The organism is Gilliamella sp. B14448G11, from assembly GCF_016101765.1.
Classification (GTDB): Bacteria; Pseudomonadota; Gammaproteobacteria; order Enterobacterales; family Orbaceae; genus Gilliamella; species Gilliamella apicola_N.
In genome coordinates, this window is the sequence record NZ_JACFPX010000021.1 from 24,619 (window position 1) to 44,569 (window position 19,951).

Genomic DNA, 19,951 nt, shown 5'->3' on the forward strand with positions numbered 1-19,951 from the left:
TAGTATTTGCGTCTAGGCTGAACGTCGAACATTCGCGACCATAGCGAGCTGGCGCAAATATTCATTATTGAACAAGTAGGGGGATGCATGGCAAGTTTTACAAGAATTTGGATTAATTGCATCTTAACTAAATGGATCATACGAAAAAATTAACCTCCTGCCAATGAATGCTAATCTTAATCGTGGTGAATGGAAACAGATGGAAAATGAATGGGCTAAAGCCTTGCGAAAAGGTAAAACAGTCAAAGTTAAGATAGAGCCTTTATATGAAGGTACAGATATAAGACCAAATAGGTTTAGAGTATCATATTCTATTGATAATAAAGGATTTTATTATTTAGAATTTTATAACCAAGCGAGTAAATAAATATGATAGATGATCTTTATAATAAAATAGGGCAAATATTAGTTATGAGTTGTCCAGATGATGCGGTAAAAATAGTAACGGGTATTCAAATTTCAAAAGAAAATGATGTTGGCGGTTACTTTTTTAATTATTTTGATAAAAAAAATAATAAAAAAGAATTTTTGCCTGATCCTAAAGCTACAGATGATATATTTCATACCATGCTAGAAATTAAAAAATATTTTATTGATAACAATCTCACTAATGGGAAACCGATCTGGGCGGGTTGTATCGTTGAGATAGATATTAAAAATTCAAAAATTAATTTTGAATTTAAGTATGAACGATTTATTGGTCTTTTTAAAGATGATGATTAGTCTTAATCATTAAAATAGCTAACCCAACCACATTCCATATATATAAATACAGTTTTATAATCTATCTAACTGTATATTAAAGTATTAATTGTGTCTAGGTTGATCCCCGAACATTCACAACGCTAGCGAACTGAAGCAAATATTCATTATTGAACAAGTAGGGGATGCATGCCAAGTTTTACAAGAATTTGGCTTAATTACATCTTAACTAAATGGGTCATAGGAAAAAATTAACCTCCTGCCAACGAATTCAAATCTCAATCGTGGCGAGTGGAAAGCTTTAGAAAATAGATGGACTAAAAACTTGCCAGAAGGTAAAACAGTTGAAGTTAAGATAGAGCTTATATTTCAGGGTACAGATATAAGACCAACTAGGTTTAAAGTATCGTATTCTATAGATAATGAGCGATTTATGCAGATAAATTTATTAAACCAAGCAGGTGGATAAAATGACAAAAACAGACGATCAATTAAATAATGAAATTGGGCAATTACTATTTAAATCATCACCTAATGGAGCAAAACGAGTAATTGCTCGATTAGAATTTACCCCAGAGATGGATGCTTGCACCTATTTATTTGATTATTATAATCAAAATGATGAATTAAATTGGTATCTACTGGATGACGATATAACAATTCCTTTAATTGATACTGTAACAGAGCTTAGACAATATTATATTGATAATAACCTAACTAATGGTTTACCTGCGTGGAGAGGTTGTATTATAACTGTTGATATTGAAAATGCTAAAATTGATTTTGAGTTTAAGTATGAACGATTTATCCCTCTTTTTGAAGATGACGATCTTAAAGATTAAATAGTTAGGCTTGATCAGATAATAGCAAATCCAAATATAAGCACATTTTATGTATGTAAACACAGTGCTATTATTTATCTTACTGTATATTAGAGTCTTAGTATTTGCGTCTAGGCTTAACGTCGAACATTCGCGACCATAGAGAGCTGGCGCAAATATTCATTATTGAACAAGTAGGAGGATGCATGGCAAGTTTTACAAGAATTTGGCTTAATTGCCTCTTAACTAAATGGATCATACGAAAAAATTAACCTCCTGCCAATGAATGCTAATTTTAATCGTAGCTTATGGAAAAAGCTAGAAAATGAATGGGTTAAATCCTTAAAAGAAGGTAAAACAGTTGAAGTTAAGATAGAGCCTATATATAAGGATACAGATATAAGACCAAATAAGTTTAGGGTATCGTATTATGTTGATAATAAAGGATTTTATTATTTAGAATTTTATAACCAAGCGAGTAAATAAATATGATAGATGATCTTTATAATAGAATAGGGCAAATATTAGTTAATAGTTACCCAGATGATGCGGTAAAAATAATAACAAAAATCGAAATTGTAGAAGAAAATGATGTTGCTACTTATGTTTTTATTTATTTTGATAATGAAAACAATAGAAAACAATTTGTGCCTGACCCTAAAGTTACAAATGATATATTTCACACAATGCTAGAACTTAAAAAGTATTTTCTTGATAATAATCTTACTAATGGAAAACCGATTTGGGTGGGATGTATCGTTGAGATAGATATTAAAAATTCAAAAATTGATTTTGAATTTAAGTATGAACGATTTATTGATGTTGATGATGATGAATAATATTAATCATTAAATAGTTGGGCTGAATTAGATAATAGCAAATCCAAACATAAGCAGTGCTGTAAGTACTCTACTGTGTGTTATAAAGTCTTATTATTTGCGTCTAGGCTGATAGCCGAACATTCACGATTGTAGCGAAATGGCGCAAATATTCATTATTGAACAAGTAGAAGGATGCATGGCAAGTTTTACAAGAATTTGGCTTAATTACATCTTAACTAAATGGGTCATAGGAAAAAATTAACTTCCTGCCAATGAATTCAAATCTCAATCGTGGTGAATGGAAACAGATGGAAAATAATTGGTTTAAGGCACTACAAGAAGGAAAAACTGTTAAGGTTAAAATTGAGCTTTTATATAGAGTAACAGATACTAGACCCACAGACTTGAGAGTTCTGTATTCTTTTGATAATGGCAAATTTAATAAAATTACTTTTAAAAATTCACCAGGAGGAATTTAATGACTAAAGAAGATCAAATTTTGAATCAATTGGGAAGTATCCTAATTAATTCAGGACCTGATAAAGCAAAAAAACTTATTATGCATGCAGAACCTAATGCAGAAGGAGATGTATGTAAATATAAATTTTATTATGTAAATAAACGTAATGAACAGCATGACTATGATCCAGATGGCATTGCCGAAATTGATATTTTAGATACATTGGTTGAATTAAGAAAATATTATCTTGATAACAACCTTTCAAATGGTGAACCTATCTGGGTTGGCTGTATCGTTGAGGTGGATGTTGAAAAAAGTAAAATCAATATTGAATTTAAGTATGAACCATTTATTTTTGATGAATAATATTAATCATTAAATAGTTAGGCTTAATCAGGTAATAGCAAATCCAAACATAAGCACATTTTATATATATAAACACATTATTATAATTCATCTTACTTTATATTAGAGTCTTAGTATTTGCGTCTAGGCTTAACGTCGAACATTTGCGACCATAGTCAACTGAAGCAAATATTCATTATTGAACAAGTAGAAGTGTGCATGGCAAGTTTTACAATAATTTGGCTTAATTGCATCTTAACTAAATGGATCATAAGAAAAAATTAACTTCCTGCCAACGAATTCAAATCTCAATTGTGCTTATGGAAAAAGCTAGAAAATAGATGGGTTAAAAACTTGCCAGAAGCTAAAACAGTCTATGTTAAGATAGAGCCTTTATATGAAGGAACGAGTTTAAGGCCTGAAAGCTTTTATATAACCTCTTCAACTGATGGTGAGACTCTATCTGAACACACATTTAAAAATGCACCTAGAGGAAAATAATGTTAAAAAATAATAGTATTTATAATGAAATTGGCCAACTGCTATTCAATATAGCTCCTGAGGGAGCAAAAACAGTCATAATGAAAGCTGAGCTGTCTCCTGACGAGGATCATTGTAAGTGTCAATTTGATTATATAAATAAATCAAATGATATTAAACGATTTCTTGGTGGCGCTAGAGCTAATCGCGATATGTTAGATTATTTAGTGAAATTAAGACAATACAGTATTGATAATAACTTAACTAATGGTTTACCAGCGTGGGTAGGCTGTATTGTTACTGTCGATATTGAAAATGCTAAAATTGATATTGAATTTAAATATGAGCCATTTATTGAAAGGTAATCTTATTCATTAAAGATGATGATAAAACCTTTTTATCTGTTTGTAATGAAATTCATAATCTTTCTAAAATATATCCACCAAAATAGTATCGGATTTTCAGATTCAAAATATATATTCGCTGGATAAGCGGATATATCAGCACTAACTACTTTTGCTTTTAGTATAGAATTTTCTTGTTTTGGAGTATATTTAGAATTCGACTTTTTAGATAGTGACACAGAAGTATTTTTTGTAACGACAAGTTTTAATAGTGAATTCAGTCAAGCTTTTCTTTTTCATATCAGGAAGATGAACTTTTAAGAAAAATTGATATATTTATATGACGTACACTAATTCGTATAATTTTTTTAAGAGATAAGGTAAACTATTTAAAAAAAAGAAAAATAAAATGATGAGAAAGTCGAACCTATTTTAATTATTTTAAACTAAAGATGATAACATTTTATCGACAAAGTAAAACACGCAATGATTTAGTTTTAGAGTATGAGTTAACGCCATCAGCTTTAGATAGATAATATAATAGACTACAAAAAGTTTATTCAAAACCACAGGTAGTAAAAAGCACGGAAGATTATGAATTGTTAGCCCATGAAAAAAATAAATGGTTATTGACGAGAAATTACATGATGATAATTGTTTTATTGACAATGTTGAAATAAATTTTTCATATAAAAACTCTTCAGTTTCCATATTGTGGAAACTAACATTGATATAGTGTTTGTTATTCGTTATGTACTATTGAAATAGTTATAGATTTACAAATGGACTTTTAATATGGCAATAAAACATGACCAAGATAGTAGTTCAGGGCAAAAGTTATTACGTATGTACCAAATATTATTTTCGGAAGATAAGTGCCATTATCAATCTGAATTAGGTAAACTACTAAATTGTTCTGCACAAACAATTATGCGATTAGCTAATGAAATAGAGCAATTAAGTGCTAGTTGTTTTCAAACGGGGCTTGATAAAGGGCGCAGATGGTACCGCTTGCAAGCTAAACACCATAATAAGTTAGGACTTGATTATCAGGAACTGCACTATCTAAGTTTATGCCAGGAACTTTCCAGAGCTTTTGTTCCGCAAAATATTTTTAAGCGTTTAGATCAAACCATTTTGAAATTATCAACACTTTTGTTACAACTGGATTCTGAAAAACTTCCGTATACAAATAAACCCATCGTTTTTTTTAGCAAAGGAAAGATTGATTATTCTACACATGATTTGATCATTGAGAATTTATTAACCTGCATCAGATCTCAATATTTTTGTCATCTTCATTATTTATCCGATAATAATCCAAATGGAAAAAATCATTATTTTATACCCAAAAAACTTATTGCAATGAATAACGCTTTATATGTTTATGGTGCTTGCACTAACAATGCAGGCAAAGAACTAATCAATACAATGTGTTTAGCTATTCACCGTATAAAAAAATTAGACTTAATTAAACATCAAATTTGTATAGCTATTCCTGATCCTAATCCAAATACTTTTGGCTTACCATGGCATGAACCTCGTACCTTTACCATACAGTTTAGAAAAGATGTTTCAAACTATATAAAAGAACGAGTATGGGCCGTACAACAAAAAATAGATGAGTTAAATAATGGTGATATTACATTAACGATTACCACATGTAAGTGAACCAGAACTTATGGCATTGGTCAGAAGTTTTGGTGAAAAGGTTTTATTCTTCAGTTTAGTAGAGTAATAACAGTTGATAAAAATAATAGTGAAAGAATCTAGCATTAGTAATTTAAGTGAGGAAACAAACATGGCATTACCGTTAATAATTATTGGAGCAGCAGCTGCGGCAACAGCGTTTGGTGGAAAAAAAGCATATGATGGGTATAAAACTAAGCAAGAAGCCGATAAAATTCAGGAATCTGCAATTCACAAATATAATAACAGAAAAGAACAACTTGATAAAATACAACAGAATACTGATGAAGCATTAAATAACCTTGGTGATCTGGAACTGAGCATTGGTAAATCAATTGGTGAATTTGAAAAATTAGCTAAGGAATTATTAGTAAAATTAGAAAAAAGTGGTTATAAAAACCAAAAATTGACTATCCCATCAAACCAATTAAAGAAAATTAGTGATCTTTCTATTTCTACGACTGAATTTTTAGCAACGGTAGCTGCTGCAGGCGCTACCGGTGCTGCTGCAAGTTTTGCTGTTTATGGTGGAGTGATGGCATTTGCTGCAGCATCAACAGGTACCCCTATTGCAGCATTGTCAGGTGCCGCTGCCTACAATGCAACAATGGCTGCAATTGGCGGCGGATCGCTTGCTGCTGGAGGTTGGGGAATGGCTGGTGGTGCGATGGTATTAGGTGCCGCCGCAGCAGCCCCTATTTTAGCTGTTGCTGGTTTGGCTTATGCATTACATGCAGAAAAAGCATTAGCGAATGCAGAAGAACAAAGCAAAGAAGTTAATAAAGCCTTAGAAAAAATGGACTTGGCCGAAGCACGACTCAACAAAATAACTAATTATATACAGCGAATTAATCTATCACTGACTATCATTAATAATACTTTTATTGAATATTTCGATGCCTTAAAAACAATGCATCAAACTATTATGAAGCGTCATCAAGGGGAAGATATCTCAATTGATGAATCTAAAGAATGTCTTCAGAAGATTGATAACGGGTATGCATTGGCGGCCATTATGACTGAAATTATTACCACTCCGATTTTTAAACCCCAAGTTGATGAAGATGGAAAAGCGGTTATTAAAGATGGACAAATTCAATTCGAAACTGATGAAGATGGTGGAAGTGTAATTAATGAAACAATTTTAGATTCAGTTTTAACTGAACAGCCTAAAAAATATAATGGAATTTTATTAAAATAATTATATATCGCCGGATATTTTCCGGCCCTTTTCTAAGGAACGTCTATGTATAAAGCTGAAATAGACTGGAGTCACGAGCTTCATCAAACTGTTGTTAAATCACTAGCGACTTCTTTTGGATTAGATTTTTTATTATTTAAAGATAAAAATGGCGGTGATGTCGATACTATCTATAATGTGAGAAAGGGGATTTACGCGACTGAAAAGGAAAAAGAGCGATATGATAATCGTGGGAAATATGATTCTCATAAATATCATTCACACCGTAATTATATTGCAAAAAATAAACAAGGTAAAATTGCTCATCAACAAGGGAAGTTATGTGATGAATATACAGGTAAAGTTTTTAGTATTAATGAGATAAAAAATCTAGATCACGTTATATCTAGAAATGAGATTCATGATGATGCAGGTAGAAATTTAGCAGATATGAGAGGGGAAGATTTAGCAAATGCTGAATCAAATCTTTGTTTTACTAATGAAAATATTAATAAAAAGAAGCAAGATAAGTCGATGGAGCAGTTTATTCTGAAACTACAAAATGAGCATATTGAAAGACAACAAAAAAAAGCTGAACTCAAAAATAAACCTCATTTAACCGAACAAGAGCAAAAAGAGTTAAAAAAATTAGAAAATATAGATAATGCTGATTTAGCAAAGATGAAAAAAATCGATGAAAAAGCGAGAGCAGATTATAATAAAAAGATAAATCGTGAATATTATACAAGTAGTAAATTTTTAAAAAATATCACTAAACAGGCTGCTATTTCAGGTTTTAAAATGGGCACAAGGCAAATGCTGGGGCTAATTTTGGCTGAAGTGTGGTTTGAACTAAAAGAATCAATTCCTGATATATATGAGCGAAATCGTCAATATTTTACCATCAATGGTTTTATAATTGATTTAATGAGTACATTTAACAATATATGGCATAGAATTAAAAAGAAGTTCCATACATTTTTTATAGCTTTTAAAGATTCGGCAATAGGTGGAGTGTTATCAAGCGTTAGTACCACCGTGATTAATATTTTTTTTACAACACAAAAACAGATCGTGAAGATACTTCGAGAGATTTGGGGAAACTTAGTACAAGCAATTAAATTAATATTCTTTAATCCTCAATCATTACCTTTAGGTCAATTAATAAAAGAAGTCGGTAAAATTGTTGGTGCAGGAATAGCTGTCTCATGTGGTGTAATGATTAACTCAATGTTATCTCAAGTTATTACATTCCCTTTTGGCGCAGAAATAGCCACTTTTTGTAGCACCTTAGTTACGGGTATTATTACACTAGGGGTAACTTATTATCTTGAAACTGGCGAAATTTGTCAGAAGATTTGGTCATTTTTAGATAAATTCTCTGATAACAGCACTAAAAGAATTGATTTTTATCGTGAAGTTAATAAAAAATTAGACTGTTACCTATTAGAACTTTACCAATTAGAATTTAACATTGATACCGAACAACTTGAGCTCTTTTCATTACGTTTATCTTCAGTCAATAATGAACTTGAACGAAGTTTTATACTAAAAGAGGAAATTGATAAACGAAATATTAAATTACCATATGAAAAGGGAAATCCTGATTCCGTAAAATCGTGGTTAAATTCATTATGAGTTTTTTAACACCTTTTCCTTGTGATAAATGTGGCATGTGTTGTTGTCATGTAAATTTATCACTAGAAACCCAATTTTTGGATCGAGGAGATGGTATTTGTATTGCTTATAATCAGCATTTAAAATTATGTCGTATTTATGATGTACGCCCAGATATTTGTCGAGTAGATGAACAATATAAAAAAAATTATAAAAATAAATATACTTGGCAGGAATTTATTGAATTAAATCAAATAGCCTGCCGTATTTTATTATCTAAATAAAAATTTTAAAGAAAAACTCTTCAATCTTAGTTATGACATTCTAAATATTTTCTAAATTGAAATGATTTATTGTATATCTATTTTATTGAATTTATTTTGTATTTATTTTAGACAGTCCCGATATTTTTTAAACAAAAGGTTATTTAAATCGGTAATATATAAATTGTGACGTAGCGTTAGTTGAGCTACGAGTATATTAAACTTCTTGATTACAGGTAGATTGATTTTCGGAACTTGAGTGTTATTATAAAGTTATAACATAAGTAAGAATTAAATCAATATTTGTAATTGAGCTATATTTTAGTTTCTTTATTTCTTTAAAAATACTAAACGTTCTTTATTCTTCATTTTGATTAGTTTTTTAACTTTACTACGCAAATATTTTTATAATGGGTAACGGTTATACTTTATGATTTAAGTATATTAATGTAGCTATATCTGATAAATGTGTTACATGTGTAAATAATGGTAGTTTTTTCCTGTATTATGAAGAAATACAGTTAAAGAGGGCAATAAGTTCCTGTATTAATAGTGTAGTTAAGTATTTTGAATCAATATTTTTATATTAAAATTGACTCTGGATTGATGAAATTATGATTTCTGCTATTTCATATTGTGTATCTAACAATTTCTCATAATTTTTTAAAGTCAATATTCCCGCTTATGAAATAGAACAAGTACCTCTTAGGTTATTAATGTATTCTAACAAATTTCTAGTAATATTATCTAATGTCCCATTAATTTCACTTTTTGTTCGGTCTCTATTGAATCAGTTAAATTTATAGGTAAGTTTTTAGTCTTAGAAACCTTTTTATTTTAGGATTAGAAAACTTGAAAATAGCACTGATAACATCCAAAAAATTGTCTGTTATTGTTTAAACCACCTTGATTGGCGGTTTTTTTGTTTTTATGGACAGTAAAAATATAAACATACATGGTATAAAGCCTTATATAACAATGCTTACAAGAAATAATGGATAGTATGCACAGTTTTTATATTATTTTAATGAGGGAGAGTAATTTCTTAAATGTTCAAATGTGAGGACTGAATTTTGGTCAAATTTTTATATCTGCGAAAAATCGACTTTTAATCTAAAAAATAAGTACTAAAAATACCTAATTTAAGGGCCATTTTTTTTAGGTATACGAAATGAATTTTAAATTATTAACTTCCTTTAATTAAAAGTGTTTATAACATTTTTTTAAGTTAATAAAATTCAATAAACTCAAATGGTTACTTTTAGCGCTGCCTGGCTTTCTACTGTATAATATTTTACCGTAGTCGATAAAATAGCGATTGATTTCTATTTATCGATATTTATTATTCGTTTTTATCTATTTTTTATTAAAAGAAATAACATGGTTAGGTATATATTTAATTGAAACATATATTTGTAATAGACAAATTAGAAAATTTTCTTGAAAATACTCAGCGCACCTAATACACTGTATAAAAAAACAGTGTTAGGGTGCGAGTATGGATGAAATAACCAAAAACTATATTAAATTAGAGCGCGCAGAGTTTGTTAGCAGATTGATGATTGACTCTGATTTGTCAGAAAAAGATGTCAAAATTGGTTTGTGTTTATTGCATGAGCTTTTGTATAAAATGATAATGAATACCAATACCAATACCAATACCAATACCAACGATGGTGGAGCATAGTCTTGTTATGATGCTGCATAATTTTTTGTGATAGGGGAATATTAATAATTGTATAGTTTGGTATATCGCTCGGCTCTAACGTTGTCACAACTGATTACAATGTAACAAATGAGTAACTACAGTCAATATTAGTACATTACAAATATTGTTTGGCTGTTATCCTACTGATTCTTTTACTAATGCGAATTGTGGTTTTTGATTTTAGTGTGGACATTTCATTGATTATTATACCCTTTAACTACTAATTAAATTAACCAGAATTTTAATATAATTCTAAATTAATTCAGAATGTTATTACGGTTATTTCTCCTGATGTATTTTGTCGTCTTGAAGTTTTATTCCTAATTCGATGTTCTTTTACAAATCGGCTCATAACCCTTTAAAACATGATCTTTGATTATTTTAACTTTCATAACTGAATGTTTTGTGTATTTGTCAACAATCATATTAGCGTTATCAAAACTTATTGATAAATTTTGTTTAGGATAAATTATTTCCTTAAATAGTGTTTATTTGGTTTTATTTAAAGCAATTAGATATGTTTTTTAAGATATATAATACAGTTTCAATATTTTAATAGGTTGAGTAGACCTTTTTACAATAAGGGAAAATATGCTCAATTTTGATGATTTCGAATCTGTTATTTCTAGAATTTAAAGATTTTCAAGTTAACTACCTTAAAAAGGTTATGTAAGAACTGAGATACAACTACAAGTGTTATTGTAATTAAAATACAATACTTTACTTTCAGATATTGTTTTGAGATGTACTATTGAAACTGAAGTAAACGCTTCTTAGTTATTAACAGGCTAGGGTGAACCAAGTATAAATGGGCTACAATCAATAAAAAAGTTATTTTATCTTGTGATATGTTTACGGAAATAGGGCGTATTTTAAAATTAAAGAAAGAAAATGCGATAACAGAAAATGAATTCGTACTATTAAAAAATTGTGTATTTAAAAAATAAAATATAGATTTATTCAAGGATAGAATGATGAAAAAAATTATTACATTGACTTTATCACTAGCAGCATGTCTTTTATTTACATCTTCTAGTTTTGCCGATTATGAAAGCAAACTAGCAAGAGAATTAGCTTCATGGATAAAAAAGGATTTAAATAAAAACTATGGCAATTTTCCAATAAAAGTTGATGATAAAATATCATTGACAAATATAAGTTCAAAAGGTCGATCAATAATTTACGATTATCGTTATAAAGCTAAAAGCGTTAAATTTAGTCAAAAAGATGTAGATTCATTTTCGGAATTATTGTTTGATGAAGAACTTTGTCAAAATGAGGAGATAGTTTCATTTTTTAAAGAAAAGGATATTGAGTGGGTTAACCGATTCACATTTAAAGATAAAAAGACAATGTCATCGTCGTACCATATTAAAGATATTTGCGACAAAATCTCTACTAATGATTTTTAAATCAATATACTCTAATGTCAATAAGAAAAAAACGGCAAATGGCTGTTTCAGAAAGCTTTTTAAGGTGGTGGACTAATCCGTGAATCATTTATTACAAAAGATGAGGGTGAGGGCATAGCCTATAAAACTCTATAAAAGCGTAAACCGCAACTAATCAATGGATGACTAAAAAACAAGATCGGTGAAGAATATCTGATTTTGTTAACACTTGGTATCAATTGTACAGTTTAACGCTTAAAGATAGAGTAAAAACTTATTGAGTTTATGTGAAAATCAATCAACTACCCAGTTGCCAAAAATAGTATGGCTAAATTATTTACTGATTGCCATAAAATAGAATGAGCGGTATATCGGCGGTTGTGTCCGGCTATACTCGGTAATGGTCAATTATATCCTGATTATCATTAATTTTTTGGTTCTAAATGCATGACATTAGAATTCAAAAATCTCTCTTAAATGCGTGTCAGTTCAAGTCTAACTGCTGCACAAAATCAATCAACAGTAACATTTTTTTAAATTCTTGAAGCATTTTCAAAACTAGTTAACACAACGCTTAAAGCTTGTTTTTTCATCCATTAATACTATCTTTTTAAGCAAAAAATGGGATATATTATTGAAATAACTTAAAGAATCTTTTTGATTTGATATACGCAAATATGAAAATGACTATCAAAATGATCCCATTGACTAAATAAACTATTAAAAGAATTGAAAACCACATGCAAGGATAAAAGTCTTTTTGTTTTTTTATATTCTAACCAAAATTATTAAGAATTTAATCAATTTGATTAATAATAAATATTTACATGATCCTCTCCGTCATTACTCAAATTACCGAAATCTGATTACTTATTTAGTCTATATACTTAAATGATATAACAATATAACTATTTATTATTATTTAAATATTTCTATCTAATTATAATCAAACTCATCCAAATAACATCAATGTAATCTATTTTTGTATTGAAATCAGACAAGGATGGAAAAGTTATGTTCTCTTTCCTATCATTTAATGAAAAAATTCTAAGAATTATTGTTGGCTATATTTTTATCTTAATAAGTCCTTTAGCTATAGCGGCTATCGACGAAAAATCTGATGTATTAAACGTTGGTATTGATTTGACTTATGCACCTTTTGCGTATTTAGAAAACAATCAAGCTGAAGGTTTTGATCCTGATTTTATGCGATTGTTGGCAGAAAAATCCCATAAAATAGCTAATTTTAATGATACTCGAATTGAAAATATCATTATTGGGCTTGAGTCAGGTCATTATGATGTTGTTGCAAGTGCATTATATGTAAATGCGACGCGTGCTAAACAGGTTGATTTTATTCCGTATTTACAAACTGGTGGCGTTTTGCTTGTTCGACAAGATGATAATTTTAACCCGCAAACTTTAAAAGATTTATGTGGTAAAAGGGTATCTTCAATGAAAGGGGCTGCGTGGATTGAAACCATAAATCAGGTTAGTCAGACATATTGCAAACCTAACAAGTTGAATCCAATTGTTGTGAAAGAGTATCCAAGCGCTCCCGAGGCCTCACAAGCATTACTCTCACGAGGTGTCGATGTTCAATATGAAGATGCAGCTGTAGCCAATATGGTTATAAATCAGCTAAACAATACATTGAAAATTACCAGTAAGAACATGCTTAATCCAGTTTTAATCGGTTTAGCCGTTCGTAAAAATGATCTGGTGTTTAAACAGAATCTGGTCGATCTTATTAAAATGGTAAAACAGTCTGGAGAGTATGATGCTTTGCTTAAAAAATATAATTTAGCTTATCCTAGTCAAACTTTATTAAATGACAATTTAGACTATATCGCAACGGATCTAGATGGCAATCTAAAAAACAACAATAAGATCGAACAAAAAGGCTTTAATTGGAATTATTTCTTTAACGAATTAATCAATCCAAATTTTGTAAAAGCCAGTTTTACAGTTATCTCTTTAAGTTGTTTGGCGTGGATAAGTGCGCTACTTTTTGGTTTGCTATTGGCATTAGGTAATCGTTCAAAACAGTTTATTTTAATCAAAGTTACATCATTGTATATCTGGTTATTTAGAAGTTTGCCATTACTCGTTTTACTAATTTATATTTATAGTTTACCAAGATTTTGGGAAGCAAGTAGTATCATTTTATCTAATCCTTTTTGGGCAGGGCTTATCGCTTTAGTTCTGAGTGAAAGTGCTTATATGGCAGAAATTCATCGAGGTGCGTTACAAGCTGTCTCAAACGACCAAATAGATGCTGGAAGAGCTTTAGGATTAAGATACTGGGCGATTCAAACTAAAATTGTATTTCCCCAAGCATTGAGAGTAGCACTCCCACCGCTGACTAATCAATTAGTCACCATTATAAAATTAACATCATTAGTGTCTGTCATTTCATTAACAGAAATTCTATTAGTTGGCCAACAACTTTATACTCGTAATTTTCTGGTAATTGAAACATTAACGATTGTAGCGATTTACTACGTTGCAATCGTGACAATCGTGACTTGGTTAATTAAACGCTTTGAGGTTTATTTAGATGTCACTAAAAGGGCTAACAACGAAAAAATCCAATTTATTACCCTTGATTCCGTTTCCAAAAAAGAGAGTGATTCTTTATCAACAAATAAAACGAGTAAGTATGTATTGGAGTTGCAGCATTTAAATAAAAGTTATGAACATACTAAAGTATTAAACAATATAAATTTAAATGTCAATTGGGGAGATGTTATTTCAATAATTGGACCATCAGGCTCAGGCAAAACAACCCTTATAAGAACTATAAACGGGTTATCAAATTTGGATGAAGGAACAATTCTATTTGAAGGAGTTCCTTTTATTGACGGACGAAAATTACATGATAAACAATTTTACAACCGTATTGTCCACTTGGGGATGGTCTTTCAAAATTATAATTTATTTCCCCATAAAACGGTCTTAGAAAATTTACTTTTAGCACCTCAATATCATGATAAGGATCTAGATAACAGCAAACAATTGGCATTGGCTTTATTAGATAAGGTTGGAATGCTAGAACATGCCAATAAATATCCGCATCAATTATCTGGAGGACAACAGCAAAGAGTTGCAATTGCTCGAGCACTTGTTATGGAGCCCAGTATTATGTTATTTGATGAGCCTACTTCAGCTCTGGATCCTGAACTGGTTAATGAAGTCTTGCTCGTAATTGCACAATTAGCAACGGAAGGCATGACTATGTTAATTGTCACCCATGAAATGTCTTTTGCATTCAAAGTGTCTAATCGTATTATCTTTATGGAAAAAGGTCAGATAATCCATGATGATAATCCTGATGTTTTAAAAAATAGTGATGATAAACGTTTACAACAATTTTTAAATCAGAATGAACATTAATTTGATAAACATGAATAGGATCAAATGAGGTATAAGTGATGCAGGAATTTCCCGAAATTGGTATTTTACATCGTCGTAAAATCGAAGCCGAAATAATCAAGCCGATCTATGAAATATTAATAAGAAATTACGGTAACAAGGCAGCTAAAGCTGTTATTGAAGAAGCTGTTGCAAAAGCAGCTATTGACGCAGGAAAGGAGTTTGCTGCAAAAGAACCCAATGGCACTAGTGTTGAAAGTTTTGTAGCATTACAACATCTTTGGGAACAAGATGATGCATTAACAATCACTGTTGTTGAGAGTAGCCATGAAAAGTATGATTATAATGTACATCGCTGTAAATATGCCGAAATGTATAAAGAAATGGGATTAGCTGAAATCGGTTTTCTATTATCGTGTAACCGTGATAGTAAATTCATAGAAGGTTATGCACCACAAGTTAATTTAGACCGTCCTCATACAATTATGATGGGTGATGGTATTTGTGATTTTCGTTACTGTCTGCGAGTTAAAAATGATGAATAATATACAGCCCCAAATTAATATAAAACGTCTTGAAAAGTTATTAGATGATTTTGCAAAAATCGGTAGAACGGATAATGGTGGAGTGAGTCGTTTAACATTAACAATGTTAGATAAACAAGCACGTGATTTATTAATTCAAATTAGTCAATCTGCTGGCTTCAAAGTACGCATTGATGCAATTGGAAACATCTTCATACGCAGAGATGGTCTAAAGGACTTACCCGTTGTTATGACAGGCTCTCATGGTGATAGTCAACCAAAAGGGGGGCGTTATGACGGCATTTATGGCGTATTAGCTGGTTTGGAAGTGCTATTAACATTGAATGATTTTAATATTAAGACCAATCATCCCATTGAACTAGTCATGTGGACGAATGAGGAGGGGTCACGTTTTGCACCTGCCATGATGGGTTCCGCTGTTTTTACGGGAAAACTAAAACTTGAAGACGCTTATGTAATTAAAGATCAACAAGGAATTACAGTAAAACAAGCTTTACAAAAAATAGGCTATTTGGGAAGTGATAATACTGAAAATTATTCTATTAAAGCTATTATCGAGGCTCATATTGAGCAGGGGCCTATATTGGAACTCGAAAATAAAACTATTGGTATTGTTAAAGGTGCATTTGCCCAACGTTGGTACGAAGTAAATTTGACTGGTTTGGCTACTCATGCAGGAACTACACCAGTAAATATGCGCCAAGATGCAGTTGTCGGCTTGTCTGAATGTGTAACCGCTTTGAATGAATTAGCTTTGAATCCAGACAGTAAAGATATTCGCTTAACAGTTGGTATGATAACGGTTAGTCCTAATTCTCGTAATGTTGTTGCTGGACATTGCTTTTTTACTATTGATTTACGACATTATGATTCAGATTTGTTGGAAAGTTTTGAAACACAAATGTACGCTTTATTATCTGAAATAACAAAAAAATTAAATTTAAAACTTGAAATCAAAAAAATACTGAGTATGCCAGCCATACATTTCGATCCCGCCTGTATAAACGCTGTAAAAAATGCATCGGTAAAAAATAATTATTCTGCCATTGAGATGATTTCAGGAGCAGGTCATGACGCATGTCATTTAAGTACAGTCGCCCCGACTTCAATGATATTTATTCCTTGTATTAAAGGGATAAGTCATAATGAAGCAGAATCGATAACAACATTATGGTGTAAAGCTGGAGCGGATGTTTTACTTGATACATTATTAGACTTAACACAATAATTTATCTAATTATTTTAAGTAAAGTAATGGGCGTGTTTAGACAATACTAATTTATCAGTTGCCATAATAAAATATGAAAAAAATTGTTTCATTACTTTTAATCAATAGGTTATTTATCAATAATGGTTGTACAACATACTGAAAAACCTATTGCCAAGCATATTATGGAAAATCTGCCTGTTATATTCTAGCAACTTAATGCTGGTTTGTATTAAAATGGATTTAACTTACTAATTTAAATTAACTATTTATCCAGTAAAAAAATTAACTAATGCTTAGTAATTGGGTATTTATATAATATGTGATTAATATATGGATTAGTATAAATTGGATTTGTCTAGGAAAGAAATTGATGAAAAAGATTATAACGATAAAGTTGTTTTTAGTAGTTTCTACATTGGTTTTCATTATCACGAGTTTGATGGGGTATTTTAACAACGCTTTTATACCCGAATCTGTTTCTTATTTGAAACTCATCTCATTGATCATTATTTTGGTTTGTTTGGTTGGTTTCATTAACATACGGCTGTTTCATGATAAATGGTTACTTAAAAAAATGGTCAAACCTAAAGTAATAAAAACGGTTCAAAATAATGAGAAAAGTTACGAATTTTTAGATTATAGGATGAATCAAGGTGTTGCTCTTATTTGGGAAAAAGATGCAATTTTTGCAAATTTTAATTTACCAGGTAATAGCAAAAATTTTAGTGGTTATATAAAACAATTAATTCTAAAAGAGGATGGTAACTTTTATCTATCTGTTGCAAATGGTCATAAAATTGAACAAATTGCATTTAATGAACTTACATCGACGATTCAAATTACGATTAATGCAACACATTATAGTTTCAAATCCTTATGTAAAGATGTGTTAAAGTTAGAATTAGATAAAATATTTAAATTTGCTGATCATGTTCGAAAACAAGTATCTCTCAATGAAAAATATATTTTTACATTTGATCCTCCGACAAAAGTCTTGTTACCCATAAATAACAACAACGAACTATTTGAAATCGAAAAATACTATATTTTTCATAATAATGATAAAGCAATCTTGATGAAAAATGTATCAAAACAGAAAAGAACTTTAGCACCAATTGAGAATATTAAATGTAAAATAGAGTTTGAAAACGGCGAAAAAATTGATATTAAAAAATGGTTAGAGTATTTGTGTGATACAACTGATATTAATTAAAAATACTTTGCAGTTATTGAAGTAATAATTAAATATAGGTTAATCATTAAGAGGTAAGGAATCAGGTTTATTATTCAATAAACTGCTACTTAAATTTTTTTGTTAAATAATCTAGTACAAAAAGGCAATATAAATAGCAAGGTATCTGTATTGCCTTTTTTACTAGATTGGTTTTATTTCATTAATGCATTTATCTCTTCTCTGACAAGAGGAACCGTTAATCCTACAATAATTTGTATAGATTTGCCTTTGTTTACGATATTTATTGCACCATTACTTTGAAAATATTCGACGTCATACACTAATTCTGGATTGTTAATTTGAACACGAAGCCGAGTTGCACAATTAGTTAAATGTGAAATATTATCTTTTCCTCCTAAACCTTCAAGAAAAGCTATCGCTTTCTGTCTAATTTCATCATTTTGTTTTTCTTCCTCATCTGTTTGGGTACTCGTTGTTGAGTTATGTTTACTATTTTTATAATCAGCTTTAGTAAACAATTTTATATTGGTATCTGCGCGTCCCGGAGTCATTAAATTAAATCTGAGGATAAGAAATTTAAATACAAAATAGTAAATTACGGTGAAAGTCAAACCAATCACAATTTGAATAACATAAGTAACCCAATGATTTGCACCTAATGGTAACCAATTTTGGAAGATGAAATCGATCACACCTAAATAGAAATTTCCGGATACGCCAAACATAAACATGATTGTTGCCATTGTTGCAGCTAAAAGAGCATGAGCTAAAAATAGCATTGGTGCAATAAATAAAAAAGTAAACTCAATGGGTTCAGTAATACCGGTCAAAACTGCAGTGATTGTTGCACCAATTAATAATCCAAAAACCATTTTTTTATTTTCAGGTTTGGCGGTTGAATAAATCGCCATCGAGATGCCCGTGCAACCAAATACCTTTCCCATACCAATAAGCATAAATCCGCCTTGAGGGAAAAGTTCTGTTAATGGTTTAGTGCTATCTGCAAATTCTGAAATGTGTGAAATCCAATAATTTACAGTCCCGCCATCAGTAACAATTGGACCGAAGTAAATTGGGCCATAGACAAAATGATGCAAACCCGTTGGTATTAAAATTCGCTCTAAAAAAGTAAATAGCCAAACACCAATAGCCCCAGAATTTAAAATAATCACTTGTAGGCTTTGTATTCCACTTTGGATTGGAGGCCAAACAATAACGGTTAATATAGCTAGTATTAGCATTAAAGGAAAACTAAGAATGACAATAATTGGGGTTCCAGTAAATACATTTGCCCACTCAGGTAAACGTAAATCATAAAAGCGATTATGGAGCCAAACGGTGAAACTTGCAGTTAAAATTGAGCCAACGATTGACGTATCTAAAGTTAAGACACCACAAATTTGAATTAATCCAGCTTGCCCTATTTGATAATTTATCCCTAATTGTTCACTCCATACATCAATAATCCCACCAATAAAATAATTGAATGTTAGATATGAAATAAAAGCTTCAAGTACTGCACGCCCTGATGCTTTTTTGGCTAAAGCAATAGGTAAACCTAGAGCGAAAAGCATTGGCATATTTTGAAATAAAACCATCGATGCCTTTTGTAGTATGCCAAGAATTTTTACATATGTAGAACCCTCAGTAGCGAATGGAAACAAATGGGGATTAAGTAAAACAACGGTTAAACCTAACAAAATACCGGCAGCAGGAAATAATAAAACCGGAACAAACATTGCTGCACCAAAGCGTTGAATTGTATTTCTCATATAGACATTAATCCTTTAACAAATTGATTAATA

Annotated in this window: 19 protein-coding genes and 3 pseudogenes; 21 read left to right on the forward strand and 1 reads right to left on the reverse strand. The window is 30.4% G+C overall.

Annotated elements, in window-relative coordinates; all coding sequences use genetic code 11:
- Positions 1–139: 139 nt before the first annotated feature.
- The 21 genes and pseudogenes from H3S88_RS11675 to H3S88_RS11770 all read left to right on the forward strand — a co-directional run.
- Positions 140–367, forward strand: a pseudogene (locus H3S88_RS11675) (DNA/RNA non-specific endonuclease); the annotation flags it as partial.
- 2 nt (positions 368–369) lie between these two features.
- A complete protein-coding gene (locus H3S88_RS11680; RefSeq protein WP_198228974.1) occupies positions 370–723 on the forward strand; it encodes a hypothetical protein in 354 nt (117 codons plus the stop codon).
- Positions 724–961: 238 nt separating this feature from the next.
- Positions 962–1,171, forward strand: a complete 210-nt coding sequence (locus tag H3S88_RS11685) for a DNA/RNA non-specific endonuclease (RefSeq protein WP_232352592.1) — start codon at positions 962–964, stop codon at positions 1,169–1,171.
- 1 nt (position 1,172) lies between these two features.
- The gene (locus H3S88_RS11690; RefSeq protein ID WP_198228975.1) at positions 1,173–1,544 is read left to right on the forward strand and encodes a hypothetical protein; all 372 of its coding nucleotides are present in this window, start codon (positions 1,173–1,175) and stop codon (positions 1,542–1,544) included.
- Positions 1,545–1,781: 237 nt separating this feature from the next.
- Positions 1,782–2,009, forward strand: a pseudogene (locus H3S88_RS13585) (DNA/RNA non-specific endonuclease); the annotation flags it as partial.
- Between the two features lie 2 nt (positions 2,010–2,011).
- A complete protein-coding gene (locus tag H3S88_RS11700) occupies positions 2,012–2,362 on the forward strand; it encodes a hypothetical protein (RefSeq protein ID WP_198228977.1) in 351 nt (116 codons plus the stop codon).
- A gap of 290 nt (positions 2,363–2,652) precedes the next feature.
- Positions 2,653–2,823: a hypothetical protein gene (locus H3S88_RS11705; RefSeq protein ID WP_232352590.1), complete on the forward strand. Its 171-nt coding sequence runs from the start codon at positions 2,653–2,655 to the stop codon at positions 2,821–2,823.
- Positions 2,823–3,170 (forward strand): hypothetical protein, encoded by a 348-nt coding sequence (locus tag H3S88_RS11710; protein ID WP_039127922.1) that lies wholly within the window; start codon positions 2,823–2,825, stop codon positions 3,168–3,170. The genes H3S88_RS11705 and H3S88_RS11710 overlap by 1 nt, the downstream gene beginning before the upstream one ends.
- A gap of 291 nt (positions 3,171–3,461) precedes the next feature.
- Positions 3,462–3,650, forward strand: coding sequence for a DNA/RNA non-specific endonuclease (locus H3S88_RS13590; RefSeq protein ID WP_144093467.1), 189 nt, complete (start codon positions 3,462–3,464; stop codon positions 3,648–3,650).
- Complete coding sequence (locus H3S88_RS11720) at positions 3,650–3,994, forward strand: hypothetical protein (RefSeq protein ID WP_039127924.1); 345 nt, start codon at positions 3,650–3,652, stop codon at positions 3,992–3,994. Before H3S88_RS13590 ends, H3S88_RS11720 begins: the two co-directional genes overlap by 1 nt.
- 774 nt (positions 3,995–4,768) lie before the next feature.
- The gene (locus H3S88_RS11725; protein ID WP_198228979.1) at positions 4,769–5,644 is read left to right on the forward strand and encodes a WYL domain-containing protein; all 876 of its coding nucleotides are present in this window, start codon (positions 4,769–4,771) and stop codon (positions 5,642–5,644) included.
- A 130-nt stretch (positions 5,645–5,774) separates the two neighbouring features.
- The gene (locus H3S88_RS11730) at positions 5,775–6,863 is read left to right on the forward strand and encodes a hypothetical protein (protein WP_198228980.1); all 1,089 of its coding nucleotides are present in this window, start codon (positions 5,775–5,777) and stop codon (positions 6,861–6,863) included.
- 45 nt (positions 6,864–6,908) lie between these two features.
- The gene (locus tag H3S88_RS11735; RefSeq protein WP_198228981.1) at positions 6,909–8,480 is read left to right on the forward strand and encodes a hypothetical protein; all 1,572 of its coding nucleotides are present in this window, start codon (positions 6,909–6,911) and stop codon (positions 8,478–8,480) included.
- Positions 8,477–8,743, forward strand: coding sequence for a YkgJ family cysteine cluster protein (locus tag H3S88_RS11740; protein ID WP_198228982.1), 267 nt, complete (start codon positions 8,477–8,479; stop codon positions 8,741–8,743). Before H3S88_RS11735 ends, H3S88_RS11740 begins: the two co-directional genes overlap by 4 nt.
- A gap of 1,477 nt (positions 8,744–10,220) precedes the next feature.
- Entirely contained in the window at positions 10,221–10,409 is a 189-nt protein-coding gene (locus H3S88_RS11745; protein ID WP_198228983.1) for a hypothetical protein, read from the forward strand.
- 995 nt (positions 10,410–11,404) lie between these two features.
- Positions 11,405–11,842: a hypothetical protein gene (locus H3S88_RS11750; protein ID WP_198228984.1), complete on the forward strand. Its 438-nt coding sequence runs from the start codon at positions 11,405–11,407 to the stop codon at positions 11,840–11,842.
- Between the two features lie 993 nt (positions 11,843–12,835).
- A pseudogene (locus H3S88_RS13595) lies at positions 12,836–13,612 on the forward strand (transporter substrate-binding domain-containing protein); the annotation flags it as partial.
- A gap of 99 nt (positions 13,613–13,711) precedes the next feature.
- Positions 13,712–15,217, forward strand: a complete 1,506-nt coding sequence (locus H3S88_RS13600; RefSeq protein ID WP_370528611.1) for an amino acid ABC transporter permease/ATP-binding protein — start codon at positions 13,712–13,714, stop codon at positions 15,215–15,217.
- A 38-nt stretch (positions 15,218–15,255) separates the two neighbouring features.
- The gene (locus H3S88_RS11760; protein ID WP_198228985.1) at positions 15,256–15,741 is read left to right on the forward strand and encodes an L-2-amino-thiazoline-4-carboxylic acid hydrolase; all 486 of its coding nucleotides are present in this window, start codon (positions 15,256–15,258) and stop codon (positions 15,739–15,741) included.
- A complete protein-coding gene (locus tag H3S88_RS11765; RefSeq protein ID WP_198228986.1) occupies positions 15,731–16,969 on the forward strand; it encodes a M20 family metallo-hydrolase in 1,239 nt (412 codons plus the stop codon). The genes H3S88_RS11760 and H3S88_RS11765 overlap by 11 nt, the downstream gene beginning before the upstream one ends.
- A 352-nt stretch (positions 16,970–17,321) precedes the next feature.
- Complete coding sequence (locus H3S88_RS11770; protein ID WP_198228987.1) at positions 17,322–18,164, forward strand: hypothetical protein; 843 nt, start codon at positions 17,322–17,324, stop codon at positions 18,162–18,164.
- A 173-nt stretch (positions 18,165–18,337) separates the two neighbouring features.
- On the opposite strand, the gene H3S88_RS11775 is transcribed toward H3S88_RS11770, so the two are convergent.
- Positions 18,338–19,918: an alpha-glucoside-specific PTS transporter subunit IIBC gene (locus H3S88_RS11775; RefSeq protein WP_198228988.1), complete on the reverse strand. Its 1,581-nt coding sequence runs from the start codon at positions 19,916–19,918 to the stop codon at positions 18,338–18,340.
- Positions 19,919–19,951 lie beyond the last annotated feature (33 nt).

What these genes read in the sequence shown, in the direction of transcription:
- H3S88_RS11775 (WP_198228988.1), bottom strand. Translation starts at nt 19,918, where the DNA reads ATGAGAAATACAATTCAACGCTTTGGTGCAGCAATGTTTGTTCCGGTT.
- H3S88_RS11740 (WP_198228982.1), top strand. Translation starts at nt 8,477, where the DNA reads ATGAGTTTTTTAACACCTTTTCCTTGTGATAAATGTGGCATGTGTTGT.
- H3S88_RS11720 (WP_039127924.1), top strand. Translation starts at nt 3,650, where the DNA reads ATGTTAAAAAATAATAGTATTTATAATGAAATTGGCCAACTGCTATTC.
- H3S88_RS11680 (WP_198228974.1), top strand. Translation starts at nt 370, where the DNA reads ATGATAGATGATCTTTATAATAAAATAGGGCAAATATTAGTTATGAGT.
- H3S88_RS11770 (WP_198228987.1), top strand. Translation starts at nt 17,322, where the DNA reads ATGAAAAAGATTATAACGATAAAGTTGTTTTTAGTAGTTTCTACATTG.
- H3S88_RS11760 (WP_198228985.1), top strand. Translation starts at nt 15,256, where the DNA reads ATGCAGGAATTTCCCGAAATTGGTATTTTACATCGTCGTAAAATCGAA.
- H3S88_RS11725 (WP_198228979.1), top strand. Translation starts at nt 4,769, where the DNA reads ATGGCAATAAAACATGACCAAGATAGTAGTTCAGGGCAAAAGTTATTA.
- H3S88_RS11745 (WP_198228983.1), top strand. Translation starts at nt 10,221, where the DNA reads ATGGATGAAATAACCAAAAACTATATTAAATTAGAGCGCGCAGAGTTT.
- H3S88_RS11730 (WP_198228980.1), top strand. Translation starts at nt 5,775, where the DNA reads ATGGCATTACCGTTAATAATTATTGGAGCAGCAGCTGCGGCAACAGCG.
- H3S88_RS11735 (WP_198228981.1), top strand. Translation starts at nt 6,909, where the DNA reads ATGTATAAAGCTGAAATAGACTGGAGTCACGAGCTTCATCAAACTGTT.
- H3S88_RS11765 (WP_198228986.1), top strand. Translation starts at nt 15,731, where the DNA reads ATGATGAATAATATACAGCCCCAAATTAATATAAAACGTCTTGAAAAG.
- H3S88_RS11690 (WP_198228975.1), top strand. Translation starts at nt 1,173, where the DNA reads ATGACAAAAACAGACGATCAATTAAATAATGAAATTGGGCAATTACTA.
- H3S88_RS11700 (WP_198228977.1), top strand. Translation starts at nt 2,012, where the DNA reads ATGATAGATGATCTTTATAATAGAATAGGGCAAATATTAGTTAATAGT.
- H3S88_RS11705 (WP_232352590.1), top strand. Translation starts at nt 2,653, where the DNA reads ATGGAAAATAATTGGTTTAAGGCACTACAAGAAGGAAAAACTGTTAAG.
- H3S88_RS11750 (WP_198228984.1), top strand. Translation starts at nt 11,405, where the DNA reads ATGAAAAAAATTATTACATTGACTTTATCACTAGCAGCATGTCTTTTA.
- H3S88_RS11710 (WP_039127922.1), top strand. Translation starts at nt 2,823, where the DNA reads ATGACTAAAGAAGATCAAATTTTGAATCAATTGGGAAGTATCCTAATT.